Source organism: Orenia sp. (assembly GCF_055140805.1).
Genome location: NZ_JBSQYM010000005.1, coordinates 1 through 17,012 on the forward strand (window position 1 = coordinate 1; position 17,012 = coordinate 17,012).

21 protein-coding genes are annotated in these 17,012 nt (G+C 33.9%); all 21 read left to right on the forward strand.

What is annotated here, in order from left to right; translation table 11 throughout:
- Positions 1–557 precede the first annotated feature (557 nt).
- The 21 genes from flgB (at position 558) to fliP (ending at position 17,004) form a co-directional block, all read left to right on the forward strand.
- Positions 558–965, forward strand: coding sequence for a flagellar basal body rod protein FlgB (gene flgB, locus ACTCDL_RS00980; RefSeq protein ID WP_463173349.1), 408 nt, complete (start codon positions 558–560; stop codon positions 963–965).
- 6 nt (positions 966–971) lie between these two features.
- Complete coding sequence (flgC, locus tag ACTCDL_RS00985; RefSeq protein WP_463173350.1) at positions 972–1,400, forward strand: flagellar basal body rod protein FlgC; 429 nt, start codon at positions 972–974, stop codon at positions 1,398–1,400.
- A gap of 21 nt (positions 1,401–1,421) precedes the next feature.
- Positions 1,422–1,718, forward strand: coding sequence for a flagellar hook-basal body complex protein FliE (gene fliE, locus ACTCDL_RS00990; protein WP_463173351.1), 297 nt, complete (start codon positions 1,422–1,424; stop codon positions 1,716–1,718).
- A gap of 31 nt (positions 1,719–1,749) precedes the next feature.
- A complete protein-coding gene (fliF, locus tag ACTCDL_RS00995; RefSeq protein ID WP_463173352.1) occupies positions 1,750–3,312 on the forward strand; it encodes a flagellar basal-body MS-ring/collar protein FliF in 1,563 nt (520 codons plus the stop codon).
- A 15-nt stretch (positions 3,313–3,327) separates the two neighbouring features.
- Positions 3,328–4,329, forward strand: coding sequence for a flagellar motor switch protein FliG (gene fliG, locus ACTCDL_RS01000; RefSeq protein ID WP_463173353.1), 1,002 nt, complete (start codon positions 3,328–3,330; stop codon positions 4,327–4,329).
- Entirely contained in the window at positions 4,322–5,101 is a 780-nt protein-coding gene (locus ACTCDL_RS01005; protein ID WP_463173354.1) for a FliH/SctL family protein, read from the forward strand. The genes fliG and ACTCDL_RS01005 overlap by 8 nt, the downstream gene beginning before the upstream one ends.
- Positions 5,094–6,419: a flagellar protein export ATPase FliI gene (fliI, locus tag ACTCDL_RS01010; protein WP_463173355.1), complete on the forward strand. Its 1,326-nt coding sequence runs from the start codon at positions 5,094–5,096 to the stop codon at positions 6,417–6,419. Before ACTCDL_RS01005 ends, fliI begins: the two co-directional genes overlap by 8 nt.
- Before the next feature lie 5 nt (positions 6,420–6,424).
- Complete coding sequence (fliJ, locus tag ACTCDL_RS01015) at positions 6,425–6,889, forward strand: flagellar export protein FliJ (protein WP_463173356.1); 465 nt, start codon at positions 6,425–6,427, stop codon at positions 6,887–6,889.
- Positions 6,890–7,021: 132 nt separating this feature from the next.
- Positions 7,022–7,564 carry a MotE family protein gene (locus ACTCDL_RS01020; protein WP_463173357.1) on the forward strand — a complete coding sequence of 181 codons (543 nt, stop codon included), beginning with the start codon at positions 7,022–7,024 and terminating at the stop codon, positions 7,562–7,564.
- A gap of 19 nt (positions 7,565–7,583) precedes the next feature.
- Entirely contained in the window at positions 7,584–8,849 is a 1,266-nt protein-coding gene (locus ACTCDL_RS01025; RefSeq protein WP_463173358.1) for a flagellar hook-length control protein FliK, read from the forward strand.
- 11 nt (positions 8,850–8,860) lie between these two features.
- The gene (locus tag ACTCDL_RS01030; protein WP_463173359.1) at positions 8,861–9,388 is read left to right on the forward strand and encodes a flagellar hook capping FlgD N-terminal domain-containing protein; all 528 of its coding nucleotides are present in this window, start codon (positions 8,861–8,863) and stop codon (positions 9,386–9,388) included.
- Positions 9,389–9,407: 19 nt separating this feature from the next.
- Complete coding sequence (locus ACTCDL_RS01035; protein WP_463173360.1) at positions 9,408–9,794, forward strand: TIGR02530 family flagellar biosynthesis protein; 387 nt, start codon at positions 9,408–9,410, stop codon at positions 9,792–9,794.
- A gap of 164 nt (positions 9,795–9,958) precedes the next feature.
- Positions 9,959–11,284 carry a flagellar hook protein FlgE gene (locus tag ACTCDL_RS01040; protein ID WP_463173361.1) on the forward strand — a complete coding sequence of 442 codons (1,326 nt, stop codon included), beginning with the start codon at positions 9,959–9,961 and terminating at the stop codon, positions 11,282–11,284.
- 122 nt (positions 11,285–11,406) lie between these two features.
- Positions 11,407–11,598: a flagellar FlbD family protein gene (locus tag ACTCDL_RS01045; protein ID WP_463173430.1), complete on the forward strand. Its 192-nt coding sequence runs from the start codon at positions 11,407–11,409 to the stop codon at positions 11,596–11,598.
- Positions 11,599–11,613: 15 nt separating this feature from the next.
- On the forward strand, positions 11,614–12,408 hold the full coding sequence (locus ACTCDL_RS01050; protein WP_463173362.1) for a motility protein A: 795 nt from the start codon (positions 11,614–11,616) through the stop codon (positions 12,406–12,408).
- Complete coding sequence (locus ACTCDL_RS01055; protein WP_463173363.1) at positions 12,395–13,120, forward strand: OmpA/MotB family protein; 726 nt, start codon at positions 12,395–12,397, stop codon at positions 13,118–13,120. Before ACTCDL_RS01050 ends, ACTCDL_RS01055 begins: the two co-directional genes overlap by 14 nt.
- Positions 13,113–13,568, forward strand: a complete 456-nt coding sequence (locus tag ACTCDL_RS01060) for a flagellar basal body-associated FliL family protein (protein WP_463173364.1) — start codon at positions 13,113–13,115, stop codon at positions 13,566–13,568. The genes ACTCDL_RS01055 and ACTCDL_RS01060 overlap by 8 nt, the downstream gene beginning before the upstream one ends.
- Positions 13,569–13,689: 121 nt before the next feature.
- Positions 13,690–14,700 carry a flagellar motor switch protein FliM gene (fliM, locus tag ACTCDL_RS01065; RefSeq protein ID WP_463173365.1) on the forward strand — a complete coding sequence of 337 codons (1,011 nt, stop codon included), beginning with the start codon at positions 13,690–13,692 and terminating at the stop codon, positions 14,698–14,700.
- A complete protein-coding gene (gene fliY / locus ACTCDL_RS01070; RefSeq protein ID WP_463173366.1) occupies positions 14,684–15,907 on the forward strand; it encodes a flagellar motor switch phosphatase FliY in 1,224 nt (407 codons plus the stop codon). Before fliM ends, fliY begins: the two co-directional genes overlap by 17 nt.
- Positions 15,908–15,923: 16 nt before the next feature.
- Positions 15,924–16,229 (forward strand): flagellar biosynthetic protein FliO, encoded by a 306-nt coding sequence (locus tag ACTCDL_RS01075; RefSeq protein WP_463173367.1) that lies wholly within the window; start codon positions 15,924–15,926, stop codon positions 16,227–16,229.
- Between the two features lie 4 nt (positions 16,230–16,233).
- Entirely contained in the window at positions 16,234–17,004 is a 771-nt protein-coding gene (gene fliP, locus ACTCDL_RS01080) for a flagellar type III secretion system pore protein FliP (RefSeq protein ID WP_463173368.1), read from the forward strand.
- Positions 17,005–17,012: the final 8 nt, after the last annotated feature.

The window sequence follows — 17,012 nt, forward strand, 5'->3', positions numbered from 1 at the left end:
GAGGACTAAAGCATCTTTTATTCCCCTCTCCTGATAGGAGGAGAGGGGCTAGGGGTGAGGTTGGTTTTATATTACATTCTAAAGTTGTTTATCTATAGTTATCAAAAATTTTAAAGAAGCTTATCATCATATCATTAATAAAGTGATTTTTCATCTAGTTTATAAAATTAGTGATTTTTAAGATATTAATTATTAGTTAGAATAAACTTAGTCTACACAAGAGATATTTAGACTTATCAAATGTAACTGAAGTATCATTCTACTAAAAAAGCAATATATTGACATATTTTTCATGGTAGATCTTGATTTTATAGAAATAATATAATTTGTGACTAATATTAACTTAAACAGAAGTTCTTTGGTGATGGCTATATATGGTTGTTTATTATATTTTTTTGCAGGAATTTCAAAAGTAAAGTCGAAGTTAGCAGAGTAAGTAAGTTTTAAGAGGGTTATTGATTTAATATCGACATTATTTTAAGCAGAGTATTATATGTATTAGTTCTAGTATAAAGTAGACTCTACTTATTTATGACTCAATTAAGGGGGGATATTAGATGAAAATATTTAATAATAGGAGTTTTAGTGTTTTAGAGAAGAGTTTAGATTCATTATCTAAAAATCATGATGCTATATCTAATAATATATCTAATGTAGATACACCTGGATATAAAAGAGAATATGTATCTTTTAGGAGTGAATTAGCCAATTTATTAGAGAATAGAAATGATTTAGCTGTAACTAATAAAAAACATATATCTATTAACTCTAAAGATTTAAGCACCTTTGAGGGGAAGGTTTTGACTGAAGAGAACACTTCTACTCGAAATGATGAGAATAATGTTGATATAGATGCAGAAATGTCCATGTTGGCTAAAAATACTCTAGAATATCAGGCACTAGTACAGAGAATATCTAGTAAGTTCAAAAACTTACAAATGGTTATACAACAAGCGAGGGGGTAGATATAAGTGGGACTATTTAATGGGATAAATATAAGTGCTTCTGGATTGACTGCACAGAGGTTAAGAATGGATCTTATTTCCAGTAATATCGCTAATGTCAATACTACTAAAGCTGAAGATGGAGAACCATATCGCCGTAAAATGCCTGTTTTTGCTGCTAAATTACAAAAAGAGATGGATAAGTTGGGTAAAGGTGATAGTGTTGGCAGTGGTGTAGAGGTGGTTTCTATTAAAGATAGTAAAGAACCATTTAAGTTGATGTATAATCCCAGCCATCCAGAGGCAGACCAAAATGGATATGTAAAGATGCCAAATGTCAACATTGTTTCTGAAATGACTGATATGATTTCAGCTACTAGAGCATACGAAGCTAACGTTACCGCGATGAATTCGGCCAAGGCGATGGCCCAAAGTGCTCTAAAGATTGGTGGCTAAATTTAGAGGGAGGTAGAAATGATGAAGGTTGACAATATAACTAATCAAAGTATTCTAAAATTAGATGCATTCGATAAAGATAATAAAAATAATAAGCGAACTTCTTTTTCCCAAATGTTAAAGGATTCTTTAAAAGATGTAAACAAATTACAAGAGGTCTCTAGTAAGGCAACTGAAGACTTAGCTTTAGGGAAGGTTGATAATATTCATGAGGTGATGATAGCTGGTCAAAAAGCAAAAACTTCATTAGAACTAACAACTGCTATAACAAGGAAGGCGATAGATGCATATAAAGAAGTTATGAGGATACAAGTTTAATGTATTTGTTCAGTGAGATTGGGGTGTAAACATGGTTAAAAATTTATCGCAAATAGGGAAGCAGATGCAAAATTTATGGAATAATTTTGACAAGAAGGCTAAAATAGTAATTGTTGTATCTGTTTTATTTACATTTGTTGGGATGTTATTATTAGCAAATTGGGCTAGTAAACCAGAATATACAGTTTTATTTAATAACTTAACTGTAAAAGATGCTGGTGGTATTGTATCTAAATTAAAAGAAAAACAGGTTTCTTATAAACTTGAAAGTAATGGTACCACAATCTTAGTTCCTAAGAAACAGGTTCACAATTTGCGATTGGATTTAGCTAGCCAAGGATTGCCAACTGGTGGTAGTGTAGGGTTTGAATTATTTGATCGTAATCAGTTAGGGACTACGGACTATGAAATGAAGATTAATCATATGCGTGCCTTATCTGGTGAGTTGACAAGGACTATTCAACAATTAGATAAGGTTATTTATGCTAAAGTCCAGATTACTCCAAGTAAAACTAGCCTTTATACTGATAATGAAGAGCCAGCAAAGGCATCTATAGTAGTAAGATTAAAAGAATACAGTAAACTGACAACTAAAGAGGTTAGAGCAATAGCTAATTTAGTTGCTAGTGGTGTAGAAGGTCTAACTCCTGAAAAAGTAACTATTGTGGATACATCAGGAAACTTGTTATCGGCTATGTTAGATAAAAATAAAGAGAAGTCTGATGTTAGTGATAAATTAGACTTAAAGAAGAAATTGGAAGATGATATAGAAAGAGATTTAAATGTGATGTTAACTAAGGTATTGGGAGTGGACAAGTTCTCACTGACAGTTAATGCAGATTTAAATTTTGATAAGAGAAATATAGAGAGTAAGAGATATCAACCAGTAGTAGGTGATGAGGGTATTGTTCGTAGTGAGCAGACCAAAGAAGAGAAAAGTGTAGGTACTACTATTGATCCAGAAGGTGTGCCAGGAACTACCTCAAATCTACCCCAATATAAAATCAATAATCAACAACAGAACCAGCATGAGAAAGAAGAGAAGATTGTAAACTATGAAATCAATGAAGAGGTAGAAAGATATGTTCAATCCCCAGGAACTATTGAAAGATTATCTGTAGCGGTAAGTGTTGATACAGCTCAAGATGAGTTAAGTGCGGAGAAGAAAGAAGCAATTACTCAACTTATCTCTACTGCAGTAGGTTATGATTCTAATCGAGGAGATCAAATTACTGTTATTGGATATGACTTCAATAATGATTTAGATCTTATGACTCAACAAGAGATTGAAGCAGAAGAAGCCAGAAAGAGAATTTTCTTATTCTCTTTATTAGGTATTGTAGGAATTTTAATTATCTTATTAATTATTATAATGGTTAGAAAGAGAAGGGCTCAGTCTCAAGATGATAATGATCAAGTAGGAGAGAATATCAATTACTTGATTGATGAGGCAGAAGATGAATTTGCTGTATCAGATAATTTGACACCAGAAGAGAGAGAAAGACAGAAATTACAGAATCAATTACGTAATATAATTAGTGAACAACCAGAAGAGATTGCTGGATTAATCAAAAGTTGGTTATCTGATGATTGATAGGAGGGAAGAGAGATGGCGAATTTAACTGGTAAAGAAAAAGCAGCTATATTATTAGTTTCTTTAGGACCTGATGCTTCGGCAGAAGTGTTTAAACATCTAAATGATGATGAGATTGAAGATCTTACTCTAGAGATAGCTAACTTGGACAAAGTTCCAGCAGATGTCAAGGATAGTGTGTTAGATGAATTTCATCAGATGTGTGTTGCCTATGATTATATCAGTCATGGTGGTATGGATTATGCTAGAGAGGTGTTAGAGAAGGCTTTGGGTCAAAACAAAGCTAATGACATTATAGATCGTTTAACTGCCTCCTTACAGGTAAGACCTTTTGATCAATTAAGAAAGACTGACCCTAGTCAGATTCTAAACTTTATCCAAAATGAGCATCCTCAAACTATAGCTTTAGTTTTGGCTTATTTAGATCCTCAACAATCTGCAATTATTATGTCTTCTCTACCTTATGATAAGCAGACAGAGGTAGCTAAGAGGGTTGCTACTATGGAGAGAACTAGCCCTGATGTGATTAAAGAGGTTGAAAGGGTATTAGAACAGAAGCTATCGTCTCTAATGACTAATGAATATACAGTTGCTGGTGGAATTGATTCAATTGTAGATATCTTAAACCTAGCTGACCGATCTACAGAGAAGAAGATATTAGAAGACTTAGATGAACAGAATCCAGCCTTGGCAGAAGAGATTAGGCAGAAGATGTTCGTCTTTGAAGATATCATAGTCTTAACTGATAGAGATATCCAGATTCTATTACGACAAGTTGATACCGATGATTTGGCACTAGCCCTTAAAACAGTAAGTGAAGAAGTTGCTGAAAAGATCTTCAACAACCAATCTAAGAGAGCTGCTGAGATGCTAAAAGAGGATATTGAATACCTAGGTCCTGTAAGAATAAGTGATGTTGAAGAGGCACAACAGAGGATTGTAGGTCAGATCAGAAAATTAGAAGAGGCTGGAGAAATCATCATTAATCGTGGTGGAGAGGATGAGGTCGTTGTCTAATATTATCAAATCACCTCTAGTTAAATCAGGTAAAAAAGTACTTCTTAATAATAATGGAATGGAAGAACTTATAGATAATAAGCAAGATAATGATGATAAGCAGCTTAGTGTAGAAAGAGATAAGTTACTAAGTGAGGCTAGAGAAGAGGCTAGCGAGATTATTAGCCAAGCTCAAGCCCAGGCTAATGAGATATTAATGAAGGCTGAAAAAGAGGCTGCCAATTTAAAATCTCAAACTCAGCAAGAACTGGAAAAGGCAGTTGAACAAGCTAAAGATGAAGGATATCAGCAAGGGTTACAGCTAGGAAGAGAAGAAGGTTTTAAGGAAGGAACTACTCAGTTACAAGGTTTAATAAGTGACTTTGATCAGAAAATAGCTGATTTTAAGCAAAGCTTAGTAGAGAGAGAAACAGAGCTTAAAGAAGATTTACTAAGATTGGCTGTTGCAATCAGTAAGAAGGTGATTGGTAGAGAGTTAAAGCTTGATACTGAATTACTTAAAGGGATAATAGATAGAACTATTAGCTTATTAGATGGAGAGGAAGAGATTTTAATCAGAGTTGCCCCTAGTGATTTAGAAGTCTTAGTTGATTATAAGCAAGAGTTGATATCTTCAAACAATGGTTTAGAGAGAGTTAAGATAGTTAGTGATGAAGGAGTTAAGAATGGTGGCTGTATTATAGAGACTGATTTTGGTGGTTTTGATGCTACAATAGAGTCTCAATTAGCAGAAATTGAGGCTAAATTATTGGAAGTTGATAATGATGAATAATCCATTGTTGAATGTAGATAATCTGGTTAGTAAATTAGAAGGTGTTAATACAATTAAAAGCTTTGGTAAGGTCAAAAGAGTAGTGGGGTTGATTATCGAATCTGAAGGACCTAATGTACATTTAGGTGAGAAGTGCTTGATTCAACCAAAATTTAGTCAAGATTTTATTCAGGCAGAAGTTGTGGGCTTTAAGGATAATACTGTATTGTTGATGCCCTTAGGTGAGATGAATGGAATTGGACCAGGCTGTAAGGTCTTGGCTACTGGTCAACCTTTGATGGTGCAGGTTGGAAATCAGTTATTGGGTCAAGTCTTGGATGGGCTAGGTAATCCTATCTCTGATTTTGAAGCTGATACAAAATTAGATGAGTATCCAGTATATAATACCCCTCCCAATCCACTGACTAGAAAGAGGATTACAGAACCGTTATCTTTAGGAATTAGAAGCCTTGATGGTCTTTTAACCTGTGGTAAAGGTCAAAGGCTGGGTATCTTTGCTGGTAGTGGGGTAGGAAAGAGTACAACTCTAGGAATGATTGCTAGAAATACCAATGCAGATATAAATGTAATTGCTTTAATTGGTGAGCGGGGAAGGGAGCTTAGAGACTTTATTGAACGTGATTTAGGGGCTGAAGGTTTAAAAAAGTCTGTAGTAGTTGTTGCTACTTCTGACCAACCTGCTTTAGTACGATTAAAAGGTGCCTTAGTGGCTACTACTATTGCTGAGTACTTTAGAGATCAAGGAAAAGATGTGATGTTGATGATGGACTCTGTAACTAGATTTGCTATGGCTCAACGTGAGGTAGGTTTGGCTGTAGGGGAACCACCTGCCACTAGAGGCTATACTCCATCAGTTTTCGCTATATTACCTAAGTTGATGGAAAGAGCAGGAACTAATGAACAGGGGACCATTACAGGACTATATACAGTATTAGTAGAAGGTGATGATATGAATGAGCCTATTGCAGATGCTGTTAGAGGTATTTTAGACGGACATATTATCTTATCGAGAAGTTTAGCAGCTAAGAACCATTATCCTGCTGTTGATATCTTAGAGAGTGCCAGTCGTGTTATGGGTGAGATTATTAGTGATGAGCATAAGAGGGCTGCTAGTGAATTAAGAAATGTTCTTGCAACCTATGAAGAAGCAAAAGACTTGGTTACTATAGGTGCTTATGAGGCTGGTAGTGATCCTAAGTTAGATTATGCTCTTGATAAATTAGATGAAGTAAATAGATTTTTACGACAAGGAGTTAATGAGGCTAGTAGCTATGAAGATACAATCAATTGGTTGACAAGTATCTTTGCTGGAGAGTGATCTAATTGAAAAAATTTAATTTCAGGTTACAGTCAATCTTAGATTTAAAGGAGCAAGAAGAGGAGTCTATTAAGAAGGAATTAGCTAACTTAATGCAACAGCGCCAAAAGGTAGAAGATGAGATTAATTCTATTATAAATGATAAGAAGCAAATACAGAAAAAATTAGAAGAATCTGAAGAAAGAGCTATCAATTTAATTAATGCTTTAGAATCTCGTAAGTATCTTAATTACTTACAAGATATGGTAGAAGATTTGACATTGAAGTTAGAGTACTGGGATGAAGAGATAAGTAAATGTCGTAAAAAGTTACTTGCTAAGACCAAAGAGAAGAAGGCTTTAGCTAAATTAAAAGAAAGAAAATATGAAGAGTATTGGAAGAGGTTTTTAGCAGAAGAGCAAAAATTAAATGATGAGCTTGCTACAAATAAATTTAACCGTAAAGATAATAGTTTGGATGGACTTATTTAATACCTTATAGAATGATTATACTTTGATTAAGACTTTATAATTATTACTTGTTCATAGATTATATTAATTTAAAAACCTATTTTGAGTTAGGTCTATTATCTAGATAAATATGAAATTAGGAGGAAGTCATCTATGAAAAAGATACTCCTAGGAATGTTGATGTTATTAATTTTAGCTGGAGCAACATTATTTTTATTAAATTATTTTAAAGTCTTTACATTTGAAACTATTAAAGAGCAGGTGTTAACAAAAGTGAAGAGTATTCCTGTAGTTGCTGAATACATAGTAACTAAGGATAAAAATAAAGGGTTGGAAGAGCAACTGAAGAATTTACAGGATAAATTATCTGAGGTAGAAGGTCAGAATCAAAGTTTATTAGCAGAGCTAAAGGCTCGTGATAGTAAAGTCGCAGGTCAGGAAGATACTATCAGTAATTTACAATCAGATATTGAAAAAATTACTGAAGATACAAGAGATTATAAGGCTAAAGTAAAACGTCTAGCAGATGTATATTCTGAAATGGAAGCAGCCAAATCTGCTGATATACTGCCTAAATTGGATATGAAACTGGTAATTGATATCTTAAATCAGATGGATGAAGAAATAGTAGCAGAAATATTATCTCAAATGGACACAAATATAGCTGCTGATATCTCTACTCAACTATCTTATTGAAAGGAGGTGAGAAGATAAGATGACTGCTATGGTTTCAATGATGAACTTAATGAGTACTAAGCCTACTTCTACACCCAAAAATAGTAGTGTAGAGAAGAATGATAAAAATAATGATTTTGTATCCTCATTACAGAGAAATATTGATAAATCTTCTAACAAAGATTCTAATAACTCTGAGGAAGATAAGGTCAAATTAGATGCAAAAGATATTGAAAAATTAGAAGAAGTAATTGAAAAAGATCCTAAAGAGCTTAGCCAAGAGGAGATAGAAGAGGCAATGACTGCTTTAACTAATATTATCAATCAGCTTAGTAACCTTAAGTTATCAACAGTTGGGAGTAAAGGTGAGAAACTAGAATTAAATCAATCACTTAAAGGTCTAATTAAAGGTTTGAAAGCCTTTAAAGCTGAATTGAAAAAAGTGGATTTAAAAGACTCTAAATTATTTGCTAAAGATGAGTTGCAGGAACTATTGACTAAGCTAAAAGGAAAAGTTGTTAGTGATAGTGATAATGAAAAACATCGAATAATACATCATAGAGCAATCAATCAAGCTAATATAGCTAAATTAAGTAGAGATAATCAAAATAAGGTAGAACGTAATATAAATATAGAAGGAAAAGAGCTAGCTTTAGATGACAAGCAAGGAATTATTAAAGGTGAACAGATCTTTACTGAAAAATTAAAAGATACTCTTGCTAATAGTGAACAGCAGGGAAGTAAAGAGATTGATTTTAGTTCTGTTAAGAACTTTGCTGTTAACAATTCTCAACAAGTAGAAACTACTACTTCTAATAAAGTAACTGTAGGAAATAAAGAGGTCGCCTTTAAGAACATAGTTAACCAAATTCAAGAGCAAGTTGATATGAGTTCTAGCACCAAAGGTAAAAATGTGACTATTGAATTAAGACCAGAAGCTCTAGGAAGGTTGCACCTTAAAGTTACTATTAAGGATGGGGTAGTGTCAGCTAAAATTCTGGCTGAAAATGGTCAAGTAAAGGATTTGCTAGAAGGTAATTTAGCTAAATTGAAGAATAGTTTAGGTCAAAAGAACTTACAAGTAGATAATTTTGATGTTTCTACAGGCCATAATGGCGAAGAGTTAGCCCAAAACTTTAGTGGGAATAGTCAGTTTGGATTCTCTCAAAACAATGCTAAGCAAAGTGGAAGTAGATTTAGCTTAGATATGGAAGATTTAGCTGATCTTGATGAGGAGTTTGTAGTAGATGAGGTTAAAGAGGAGACAGGAGTTATTGAGGATGATGATGTCGACTATGTTGTCTAGGAGGGGAAGAGATGAGTACAGAAGAAGCAACATGGCAAAATGTTAGTGATGTAACACAGACAAATAATACTACTAAGAGTACTAATACTGATAATGGGCTGGGCAAAGATGCTTTTTTAAAACTATTAATTACCCAATTGAAGTATCAAGACCCGATGAAACCAATGGAGGATAAAGAGTTTATTTCTCAAATGGCACAGTTTAGTTCTTTGGAGCAGACTCAAAATTTAAATAAAAATATGGAAAATTTCATGTTATTACAGCAGAGTAATTCGAAGTATCAAGAGATATTACAGTCAGCTAATCTGGTAGGAAAAAAGGTTACAGTCATTAAACCTGCAGAGACTGAGGATGCTGATAATACTGAGGATGCTGATAATACTGAGAGTGCTGAAGGTGCTGAAGGTGAAGAGAGTGAAAATGAAGAAAGTACAATTACTGGAGTGGTAGAAAGAGTAGACTTTTCTGAGGGCACTCCTCAACTAATTATTGATGGTGAGAATTATCCACTAGATAATATTCAAGAGATATTATCCTAGCAGAAGAGGGGGTGCTAGTGTGAATAGAATTTATTCCAACCACCCTTTGCATTTGTCCCAAGATTCCAACTTAAAATCCAGCAAGCTAAATAATAAAAAACAGACCAGTACATTTAAAGATTTATTTAATAATAAAGTCGAAGATAGAACTGATTTAAAACTATCAAAACATGCAAAAAAACGTCTGCAAGCAAGGAGTATAGACTTTACTAAAGATGAAATAAATAAATTAGAAACAGCAATTGATAAGGCCAAAAGCAAAGGTGCTAAGGAATCACTAGTTTTGATTAATAATAATGCGTATATTGTTAGTGTGAACAATAATACAGTAATAACTGCAATGGATAAAGATAGTATGCAAGAAAATTTATTTACCAATATAGATAGTGCAATAGTTATGAAATAACTGGACCCTAATGGGAGGTTATTAATCGTGGAATGATAGAAGCGATTAAAAAGTAGTGTAGAGTTGATAGTGTATAGTGAATAGTTAGAATCAAATAAATATAGATTTCAACTATCAACTATCAACTATCAACTATCAACTAAAAAACAGGAGGTTTTATATATATGTTACGTTCACTGTATGCTGGAGTATCAGGTTTAAAAGCCCATATGAGCAAGATGGATGTTATTGGTAACAATATTGCCAATGTTAATACTGCAGGGTTTAAAGGCAGTAGAGCTACCTTTAAGACAATGTTTAGTCAAACTATTCAAGGGGCATCAGCACCCCAAGAGGGAAGAGGGGGAACAAACCCTCAACAAGTTGGTTTGGGTGTATCATTAGGTAGTATTGATAAGAATATGGGGCAAGGTAACTTACAATATACAGGCATCAATACTGATTTGGCAATAGATGGTGAAGGGTTCTTTATTATGGAATCAGGAACAGGGCCTGTGTATAGTAGAGCAGGAGCTAGTGTTTTTGATAGAGATGGTTATCTGGTCAATTCAACTACTGGTTATAGAATGCAAGGTTGGATGGCAGATGCTAATGGAGATATTAATATTAATGGTAATTTGACAGATCTTAGTTTAAAACAATCAATGCCTGCTCAAGCAACAGACAAAATCCCTTATTCTGGGAACCTAGATGCTGATGCCGTAGTTGGCAAAGCTAAGGCAACTAATGTAACTACTGTGGATGTTTATGATTCTTTGGGAACAACTCATAAAGTACAGTTAGAGTTTACTAAAGAGGCTAATAATGAATGGAGTTATGAGATAACTGATATTGGTGGGGTAGATGATATTAATAATGCTACTTTAAATGGTAATGGAGATTTAACTGGTACTATCACTTTTGATGAGACTAATGGTAATATAGCAACTATTGATGGAAAATCAATCGAAGATATTGAAAATGGTAATGCAGAGTTTCCAGTGTTAAGTTTTACTCCTAGTGGAGGTGGTATCATTCCGACAGATCCTATTTCAGCAAATAGTCCAACTCCAATTACTTTAGATTTTTCTGAAATAAAACAACGTGCTGGTTCTATGGATGCTGATGCAGATACGCCAACAGGATATAAAGCTGGTTCGATTAAAAAGTTTGCTGTTGACAAATCAGGTACAATTACTGGACTTTATGATAATGGTATGAAGCAGACAATTGGTAGAGTGGCAGTGGCTACATTCAACAATCCAGCTGGTTTAACAGAAGAAGGGTCTACTGTATATAGAACTTCTAATAACTCTGGTTTAGCTAGGATAGGTTCACCAGGTGATAATGGGGTTGGTGTTGTATCAGCAGGTAGTCTAGAGATGTCTAATGTAGATTTATCAGGAGAAATGACTGAAATGATTACAACTCAGCGTGGATTCCAAGCCAATTCTAAGATTATCTCTACTGGTGATCAGATATTGGAGCAGTTAGTAAATCTTAAGAGATAAGTTTGGTTGAAATATCTAAATTTATGAGTAAAGGTATTATACCTTTACTCATAAATTGATATATTATGGAACTATAAATTTATTTATTATCTTATACTTGCTTGATAAAGGATGTGAGGGTTATTATAGAGTTAACTAGATTAAATGATTCTAAGTTAGTAATCAATGCAGAGTTAATTGAGACTATAGAGTCCACCCCTGATACTGTGGTTACATTAACTACAAATCATAGATTGGTAGTTAAAGAGGATGTTGAGGAAGTGGTTGAAAAGGCAATTAACTACAAGAGAAAAATAGCCTTTCGACCTGAATAAAAGTGAGGTGACAGAATGGATTTAGCATCAATTGTTGGATTAGCATTAGCGATTATACTGGTTTTAATGGGGATGTTTCAACAGGGGAGCTTGATGATGTTTTTGAACATTCCTTCTATTTTAATTGTAGTTGGAGGAACTTTAGGTGGAATTATTCTAGCTTATTCTTTTAAACAGTTAAAGAATGCTGTAGCATCAATGAAGATAGTATTCTCTGGTCAGAGTAATGAGGCTGGAGATATTATCTCTATTCTAGTAAGCTTTGCAGAGAAAGCAAGAAGAGAAGGATTACTGGCCTTAGAAGAAGAAGTATATGAATTAGATGATGAGTTTCTAAAAAAGGGAGTACAGTTGATAGTTGATGGTACAGACCCACAGCTTGTAAAGAGCATTATGGAGACAGAATTGAACTTTATAGAAGAGCGCCATTCAGTCAACAAAGGGGTCTTTGATACAGGGGCAGAGTTATCTCCAGCCTTTGGTATGATTGGTACTTTGGTAGGACTGATTGGTATGTTAGCTGGTTTAGATGACCCAAGCTCTTTGGGAGCTGGAATGTCGGTAGCTTTAATTACAACGTTGTATGGTTCTTTGATGGCTAATATGTTCTTCCTACCAGTAGGAGCAAAATTAAAGGTAAAAAGTGAACAAGAAATATTATCTAAAGAGGTTATGATTGAAGGGATTTTATCTATTCAAGCTGGAGAGAATCCAAGAATTGTAGAAGAAAAATTAAAAGCCTTCCTATCACCAAGTTCTAGAAGTGGCATCAGTTCTGAAGAAGGAGGGGGTATGAATGCCGAGGGATAAGAAACCTAAGCAAGAGGATAGTGGTGGTGCTGGTTGGTTAGCTACCTATGGTGATATGATGACACTGTTACTCTGCTTTTTCGTACTACTATACTCTTTTTCTAGTATTGATGCTGAGAAATTTCAGATGATGATGGAAGGTCTACAGGGAAAGCTTGGTGTATTGACAGGTGGTAAAACTATAGTAAAAGGTGCACTGATAGATACAGGGTTTGATGCTCAAAATCCAAGCTTTAAAGATTTTGAAAATTTACAAGGTAAGATCAGTAATTATGTTGAACAAGAGGGTTTAGCAGAGGATATTAGTTTAGAAATAACTGATCGGGGTTTGACTATTCACTTTACCGGAAAGGTATTATTTGACTTAGGTCAAGCAGAGATCAAAGATAGTGCTCATCAAATCTTAAATAAGATGTCTAGTTTTATTGAAGGTTTAGATAATAATATAGTAGTAGAAGGACACACTGATAATTGGCCTATTAGTAACTCTAAATATCCATCAAATTGGGAACTATCTACAACAAGAGCTACTAATGTAATTAGATATTTTATTGAAAAAAATGGGATTGATCCTGTTCGTCTATCTGCAGCAGGATACTCTAAATATAAACCATTGGTAGATAATGATACTGAAGATCATAGAGCAAGAAATCGACGAGTAGATTTAATAATATTGAGAATGGATGAAGAGGAGGGGATGAGTAATGAGTGAGGAAAAGGGAGGTAACAATATAATTATAATTATATTGGCTATCTTTATATCTGTCCTATTAGCTAGTGGAGCGTCATATTTTATGTTCACCAAATTTGCATTAGGAAATAATACAAATAATAGAGCACAGACTGATAATACTTCTAAAGAGTTAGGAACGACTACACCAATTGGTCAGTTCTTAGTCAATCTAGCTGATGGTAGAAGATTTATTAAAGTTAATATTGTCTTAGAGGTTAGTAATGATAAAGTAGTTGCTGAGCTTACAGAAAGACAACCACAAATAAGAGATGCAATTATAACAATTTTAAGAGGAAAAGATTATAATCAAATCAATTCTAATGAAGGGGTTAGAAAGTTAAGAACTGAAATTATGAATAAGATAAATCAAAACTTGATTAAAGGTAAAGTAACAAATGTCTTCTTTACTGATTTTGTGGTTCAATAGCTATTATTAATAAAAAATTATAATTTTTACTTGAAAAGTTTTTATTATATAAGAAAGATGATGATTTATGAAGGATTAAATATAATTATATTTAATTCTTTAATGGAGTAGGGGGAGAAATATGTCATCAAATAGAGTGTTATCCCAAAATGAAATAGATTCTTTATTGGAAGCATTATCCTCAGGACAGGTAGAAACAGAAGAGCTAAAAGATAATGGAGCAGAAGTAGTGGAGGTTTATGACTTTAAGCATCCTAATAAGCTATCTAAGGATCAGCTAAGGACTTTAAGAATGGTTTATGAAGGATTTGCTCGATTATTAAGTACTACTATTTCTACCCAATTGAGAACAATGACCAAGTTTGAGTTAGCATCAATTGATCAGTTATCCTATGAGGAGTTTGTAAGTTCTTTACCTCAACCTACAATTTTGTCTGTTTGTGATTTCTATCCTCTTCATGGAGAATTTATTATTGAGATTAACCCTAGAATAGGTTATGCTATTATTGAGCGTCTATTTGGAGGAAATATTGAGGGAACATTAAGTATGGTTAGGGAATTTACTGATATTGAAGAGGTAGTGTTAAAGAAGATTAATAAAAGTATTTTAGATAGTTTTAGTGAAGCATGGGAGAACGTGGTTGATTTAAGACCTAGAGTAAAGGAGCTTGAATCTAATCCACAGTTTACCCAAATTGTTCCTAATAATGACATGGTTATATTAGCTACTTTTGAGGCAGCAATTGGCAAGGTTGATGGACTGATAAATATTAGTATACCCTATATTGTTTTAGAGCCAATTGTATCTAAGTTAAGTGCTCAATACTGGTTTTCATCAGCAAGAAAGGATAAGGCTGTTGAGAGCTTAAATAAGATAAAACAAAGGTTAGGTAAAGCTAAGCTACCAATTGAGGCACAATTAGGTAAAACAAATATTACTGTAGCTCAATTATTACAGTTAGGAGCAGGAGACGTAATTAAGCTTAATACTAAAACGACTGAAGACCTGATAATATATATTAATAATAAGAAGAAATTTTCTGCAAAACCAGGAAAGCGTGGAAGCAAGTTGGCTGTAGAAATTACTTCAGCTATTCCTGAAGATGATTGGGAGGATGAAGACCATGAATGATGCTTTGTCACAAGAAGAAATCAATGCTTTGTTAAATGGTGGTATGGAAGACGAGGTAGATGATAATACTAATAAAACAGATATGGAAGATATATTAACAGATTTAGAGAAAGATGCTTTAGGTGAGGTTGCTAATATTTCTATGGGTTCAGCTGCTACAGCTTTATATGGTTTGTTAAATCAAAAAGTAGAGATTACAACGCCCCGTGTAGAGTTTAGTACAGTAGCAGACTTAGTCGACAGTTATAATAGGCCTTGTATCGTAGTAGATGTTCAATATGTTGAAGGCCTAAAAGGAAGTAATCAATTGATACTTGAGGTCAGTGATGCTGCAATTATTACTGATTTAATGATGGGAGGAGATGGAACTGCCCCTCCTGAGGAGTTAAGTGAGCTTCATGTTAGTGCTGTGGGAGAAGCGATGAATCAGATGATGGGTTCAGCATCTACTTCGATGTCTGACTTTTTCGAAGGAGATAAAATTAATATATCTCCACCTAAGGCAGAACTGTTAGAGTTAAGTAGTGATATTTTTAATCTAGAAGGTGTTAGTGATGATGATACAGTTGTAAAGGTAGTCTTTGATATGCATATTGGTGATTTAATTGATAGTCAAATTATCCAGGTTATGACTATTGAATTTGCCCAAAAGCTAGCAAGTGCATTAATGGGTAGTATGGATACTAGTGGGGAAGATGAAACTCCTGCTCAAGATCAAAAGCAACCTCCTAGTCAAGCACAACAGCCACAGCAAGGAATGAATCAACAAGGCTATCAACAACAAAATCAGCAACAAAGACAACAGCAAATAAACCAACAACAAGCTCCACAGCAGGGTCAACAACCTATGTATCAACAACCAATGTACCAACAACCAATGCAACAGCAGAATGTTGAGGTACAATCCGTAGAGTTTAATGAATTAGGTATGCCACAAGGACAGGGATTAAATAATGATATTAGATTAATTCATGATGTCCCCTTAGAATTGACAGTTCGTTTAGGAAAGACTAGAATGTCTATTAAAGATATTCTAGAATTAGGACCAGGCTCTGTTATTGAATTGGATAGATTGGCAGGAGAAGCAGTAGACTTATTGGTTAATGGGAAATTGATTGCTAAAGGAGAAGTTGTTGTTATTGATGAAAACTTTGGCTTTAGAGTAACTGATATTGTAAGTTCTGCTGAACGCTTAAGTAAATTATAATCTAAGGATTGATAATATGGAGTATGCTTTTGAACTAGTAAAGGTCTTATTTGCATTGTTAATCGTACTAGCTATCTTTTATCTTATAGTTAAATTTATGAAGGATAAAAGAAGTATCTTTAACCAAACAAATCAACTTCAAGTATTAGAGAAGTGTTATTTGAGTACTGACCATATTTTATATCTGGTTAAGGTAGTAGATAAGGTTTGGCTATTATCCTCTACTAAGGAGAAGATCGAATTTATCGAAGAGGTTGATACAATAAATTTAGAACTTCAAGGGAAAGGAGAATCAGCTCTCTTGAAGAATAGTAAGGAATGATTCGATGAAGCAGAGATGGGTGCAAATTTTAATATTAACTTTGATGATACTGATAATAGTACAAAATAATGCTTTTGCTGAAACTAGATTTACTATCCCCAATCTAAAGATTCAAATTGGTGATGGGACAGAAGGTGGGGGACCTCAGGATTTAGCTCTTTCATTAAAGATACTATTATTACTGACAGTATTAACTTTAGCTCCAGCAATTTTGATTTTGGTAACATCCTTTACTAGAATTATTGTTGTCTTATCACTATTAAGAAGAGCTTTAGCAACTCAACAGATGCCACCTAACCAAGTTATAATAGGTTTAGCAATCTTTATGACAATCTATATTATGGCTCCAGTTTGGACACAGATTAATGATCAAGCATTACAGCCATATTTGAATGAGGAAATAAGTCAAAGTGCTGCTTTAGAAAAAGCATTAAATCCATTAAGAGGTTTTATGTTTAAACAGACTCGTGAGAAAGATTTAGCACTCTTTGTTAATATGTCTAAGGTTGATAGACCTGATAATAAGGACGATATTCCAACCTATGTTTTAGTCCCTGCTTTTGTTATCAGTGAGTTAAAGACTGCTTTCCAGATTGGGTTTATGATTTATTTACCATTTATAGTGATCGATATGATAGTAGCAAGTACCTTAATGTCTATGGGAATGATGATGTTACCTCCGGTAATGATTTCATTACCATTTAAGATACTTCTGTTTGTTTTAGTTGATGGCTGGTATTTGGTAATTAAATCTTTGGTAGAGACCTTTCATTAAAGGAGGAC

What these genes read in the sequence shown, in the direction of transcription:
- ACTCDL_RS01055 (WP_463173363.1), top strand. Translation starts at nt 12,395, where the DNA reads ATGCCGAGGGATAAGAAACCTAAGCAAGAGGATAGTGGTGGTGCTGGT.
- ACTCDL_RS01075 (WP_463173367.1), top strand. Translation starts at nt 15,924, where the DNA reads ATGGAGTATGCTTTTGAACTAGTAAAGGTCTTATTTGCATTGTTAATC.
- flgB (WP_463173349.1), top strand. Translation starts at nt 558, where the DNA reads ATGAAAATATTTAATAATAGGAGTTTTAGTGTTTTAGAGAAGAGTTTA.
- ACTCDL_RS01025 (WP_463173358.1), top strand. Translation starts at nt 7,584, where the DNA reads ATGACTGCTATGGTTTCAATGATGAACTTAATGAGTACTAAGCCTACT.
- ACTCDL_RS01020 (WP_463173357.1), top strand. Translation starts at nt 7,022, where the DNA reads ATGAAAAAGATACTCCTAGGAATGTTGATGTTATTAATTTTAGCTGGA.
- fliY (WP_463173366.1), top strand. Translation starts at nt 14,684, where the DNA reads ATGAAGACCATGAATGATGCTTTGTCACAAGAAGAAATCAATGCTTTG.
- fliP (WP_463173368.1), top strand. Translation starts at nt 16,234, where the DNA reads ATGAAGCAGAGATGGGTGCAAATTTTAATATTAACTTTGATGATACTG.
- fliG (WP_463173353.1), top strand. Translation starts at nt 3,328, where the DNA reads ATGGCGAATTTAACTGGTAAAGAAAAAGCAGCTATATTATTAGTTTCT.
- ACTCDL_RS01030 (WP_463173359.1), top strand. Translation starts at nt 8,861, where the DNA reads ATGAGTACAGAAGAAGCAACATGGCAAAATGTTAGTGATGTAACACAG.
- fliE (WP_463173351.1), top strand. Translation starts at nt 1,422, where the DNA reads ATGAAGGTTGACAATATAACTAATCAAAGTATTCTAAAATTAGATGCA.
- fliF (WP_463173352.1), top strand. Translation starts at nt 1,750, where the DNA reads ATGGTTAAAAATTTATCGCAAATAGGGAAGCAGATGCAAAATTTATGG.
- ACTCDL_RS01050 (WP_463173362.1), top strand. Translation starts at nt 11,614, where the DNA reads ATGGATTTAGCATCAATTGTTGGATTAGCATTAGCGATTATACTGGTT.
- fliI (WP_463173355.1), top strand. Translation starts at nt 5,094, where the DNA reads ATGAATAATCCATTGTTGAATGTAGATAATCTGGTTAGTAAATTAGAA.
- ACTCDL_RS01060 (WP_463173364.1), top strand. Translation starts at nt 13,113, where the DNA reads ATGAGTGAGGAAAAGGGAGGTAACAATATAATTATAATTATATTGGCT.
- fliM (WP_463173365.1), top strand. Translation starts at nt 13,690, where the DNA reads ATGTCATCAAATAGAGTGTTATCCCAAAATGAAATAGATTCTTTATTG.
- ACTCDL_RS01040 (WP_463173361.1), top strand. Translation starts at nt 9,959, where the DNA reads ATGTTACGTTCACTGTATGCTGGAGTATCAGGTTTAAAAGCCCATATG.